General features: G+C 56.6%; 2 protein-coding genes. Both read left to right on the forward strand.

Going from position 1 to position 3637, the window contains the following annotated elements:
• Positions 1 to 475: hypothetical protein (locus H1B37_RS33525; protein ID WP_220498485.1), on the forward strand; the 475-nt coding region annotated here is incomplete at its 5' end.
• 1594 nt (positions 476 to 2069) lie between these two features.
• Positions 2070 to 2486: a PDZ domain-containing protein gene (locus H1B37_RS32395; RefSeq protein WP_182871424.1), complete on the forward strand. Its 417-nt coding sequence runs from the start codon at positions 2070 to 2072 to the stop codon at positions 2484 to 2486.
• Positions 2487 to 3637 lie beyond the last annotated feature (1151 nt).

A 3637-nucleotide genomic window follows, 5' to 3' on the forward strand; every position in this document is an offset into this window, starting at 1 on the left:
GGAGTACGAGTACCGCGATGCTGAGTACGAGTACGAGTACGAGTACGATCCAAGACAAACCGACGCCGGAGATGACGACCGTAAAGTGATTGCTGAATCCAACGGACCGGCTGGCGGAACGATGTGTCTGAGGCCCGGAGGGCCGGCAGAGTGTCAGCCGGTGGTGTCAGCCACCCGGGATGGATTCCTTGCAATGCTCAAGGTCCAGCGGGCCGACACAATAACCCGTGCTTCGATCGCTCCGGTGACCGCCAAGAGAATGATTGTGCCGGCCCTTCAGGCCTTGGTGGTTGATTACACTGGATCCCGGTGGTTGACACCACCGGCAAGCACTGTGCCAGCCCTCCGGGCTTCATCGTGTCTGTCCATTGAAGAGCGCGGTGACAGAGAAGTGAAATCTCCCGCAGCCCATCCAATCGAGTACATTGGCCATCCGCGGCGATGGCTCAAACTGTCGTCGTGCCCGACCGCGTGAACCATCCGTTGCACACGCAGGCACGGAGTCGGCGTCAACCGAAAACACAATGTCGTTCGCCGTGCCGCGGTGAACGGCGGGCGTTCGCGCTGCTAGCTGGACCCGACACCAACACACCTCATCTTTCGTGTTTTTCGCGTCTTTCGTGGTTGCTCTCTTTCCGCCGATCACAGCACTGCGCAACGCCCAACGCCTGACAGCAACGGCCACTAATTCTCTGTGTCCCTCCGTGACCTCTGTGGTTGTTCATTCATCCACGGTTTGATTGGTGCGCTCGAAGGGCGCCCATCGGATTTCACCAGACCTCTGTTTCCTGGGATTCGCTCTTGATGTCACGGTTCGATAGTTGCGCAGTCGACTCGGCCGACGAAGACAAACCGACGCCTGTCAAATGCAACGCTGACAACCGACGCCTGACGCGCCGACTGCTGATTGGGAGACTCAATTTCCCTCGGCGATTTCAATCGAGTACATTGGTCATCAGCGGCGATGGCTCAAGCTGTCGTCGTGGCCGGACGCGCGAACCATCCGTTGCACACGCAGGCACGGAGTCGGCGTCAACCGAAAACACAATGTCGTCCGCCGTGCCGCGGTGAACGGCGGCCGTTCGCGCTGCCAACCGACGCCTGTCGCGGAACGCCCACTTCCTCTTCGTGTTTCTTCGTGACCTTCGTGGTTTGCTGATTCGTCCGCGGTTTAACTGGTGCGCCCGATTTGCGCCCATCCGAATTCAGCAAACCGCCATTTCCTGGGTTTCACACTTGATGTCATCGTTTGATATTTGCGCTCGAAGTGGGCCCATTTTATGTCGTCAAACCTCTGTTTCCTGGGATTCGCTTCCGATGTCACGGTTTGATAGGTGCGCGGTCGACTCAGCCGACGAAGACAAACCGACGCCTGTCGATTTCAACGCAGACAACCAACGCCCGAAGTGCCGACCGCAAATTGGGACACTCGATTTCCCACGGCGATTCCGATCGAGTACATTGGCCATCAGCGACGATGGCACGTGCTGTCGTCATGACCGGACGCGCGAACCATCCGTTGCACACGCAGGCACGGAGTCGGCGTCAATCGAAAACACATTGTCGTTCGCCGTGCCACGGTGAACGGCGGACGTTATCCGACAATGTCATGGCATCATTAAAACTGCATGATTGACGAATCCAACGACGAACAGTCATCGGCACAGAGTCGGCAGTACTCGCTCCGCACGCTGTTCAAAATCACAACCTATTCCGCCGTGCTGATCTACTTCGTATGGATTTCATGGGGCAATCTAGGATTCACTGTAGCTGCACTCGTGCTCATGTCTCCGTTTATCTTCTTCGCTGAGATCGTAGATTTGCTTCTAGGCGTAAAGAGACGATGATTCGTTGACGATCTCGTAGTGTCGCATCGTGTGGTGTCCTATCCTGGATGCAATAGCTTAAATCGCGGCAAACGCGAGCTTCCCTATGTTCTGTCTCCGGCAATGCGGCGAACCAACGGATGCACGACGAGTCGGCGAGTCAGGTTTGATTGAAGTGGTGTATTTACCGCGCCGACCGCGTGATCCTGACCGTTCTGTGGCCGAATTGCAGCCGTAAACCCGATGAAACGCCCGCACTTTCGAATTCAATTCACATTGGGGGCAATCTGTGGGTTCGTCGCGTTGGCCGCAATGCTATTTGCCTTCTTTTCACGTCCGCAAACGGTCGTGCTCGAACAGATATCCGCCAGCTTTGTCGACGTTGACCCCCATGTGATTGATGACCTTCGCAAGGTGAATGGCAACGGCCTTGTTGGTGCAGTGCGCGTGCACAACGTTGACAAGAATGGACCCGCGTATTTGGGAGGACTTCGCACGGGCGACTTGTTCCTTGGGATCCACGGATGCTCAATTGCCGACGCAAAATCAATTGAAATCGCGAGCGCATCGCTCCCGGAAAACGATCCTGCAATGGGCCTCAAGTTCTTTTATGTAAGGCATGGCAAGATGCGTTTCGGATATTTGCATCGTACTCCATGATGGAAGCACAGAACCAACGGATGCACGACGAGCGGCGAAGTCAGGTTGGTATGAATTGGTTGGTCTCTCGTCGCCGCCGCGTGATCCTTAACGTTCACGCTCTCGACTGCTTGAAACAGGTTCCGAAATTAGCGTTCATTCGCGTGGATTAGCCGTTCGTGTTTCCGGCGTTTTGGCACCGCTAATGAACACCGATGAACGCTAATGCCGGTACCCGAGCTTGCGCCCACCGGAATTCATCAGGCCTCTGTTTCCTGTTATTCGCTCCTGAAGTCAGGGTTCGACAAGTGCGCTGACGTACTTGCTGGAAGGGGCTCACGCAAAGTCGCCAAGCCGCAAAGATTTGACCCCGCTTCTTTGCGGCATGGCGTCTTTGCGTGATTCTTGTCTCACTTGGCGCACGGTCGACTCGGCCGAATTCGACAAACCGACGCCTGTCGAATGCAACGCTGACAGCCGACGCCTGACACGCCGACTGCTGTTTGGAGACTCGATTTTCTTCGGCGATTCCGATCGAGTACACTGGCCACCAGCGACGATGGCTCAAGCTGTCGTCGTGGCCGATCCGCGTGAACCAAGTGGTGCACCGCAGTCGGCGCGTTGAGTTTGTTTTGAAATCAGGTCTATCACGCCGACGCGGTGACCACTGATGTTCGCGGCGGTAGATGGCTGCGATGGTCTGGCGCCTGTCGTCCATGCTGCTGACGGGTGCGCTTGAATTTGGCCCACTTGATGTATTCAGACCTCTGTTGCTGGGATTCGCTCTTGATGTCACGGTTTGACGGGTGCGCGGTCGACTCGGCTGAGACAAGCAAACCGACGCCTGTCGATCGATTACGAGCACGAGCACCGCGATGCTGAGCACGAGCACGAAACGACCAACGCTGACAACCGGCGCCTGATATCCTGACTGGCGATTGGGACACGGGAGTTTCTCGTGGCGATTCAAATCGAGTACATTGGCAAGCCGCGACGATGTTTCAACGGGCGTGCCGACCGGCGCCACGAACCCGGCGATGCACCCCAGCACACAGCATTGTTGCGAGACGCAAACTTCCACCCCGATTCGGTCATCACGCTCACGCCGCCTCAATCTAGAAGGCCCGCGTGCGAGGTGATCGCTGACGTTCACGCTTCCAAATCGTGCTCGT

Origin of the sequence: Stieleria mannarensis (assembly GCF_014154935.1) — a bacterium.
Taxonomy (GTDB): Bacteria; Planctomycetota; Planctomycetia; order Pirellulales; family Pirellulaceae; genus Stieleria; species Stieleria mannarensis.

Bases quoted from the DNA above. Each gene is read 5' to 3' on its own strand.
- H1B37_RS32395 (WP_182871424.1), top strand. From the start codon at position 2,070: ATGAAACGCCCGCACTTTCGAATTCAATTCACATTGGGGGCAATCTGT.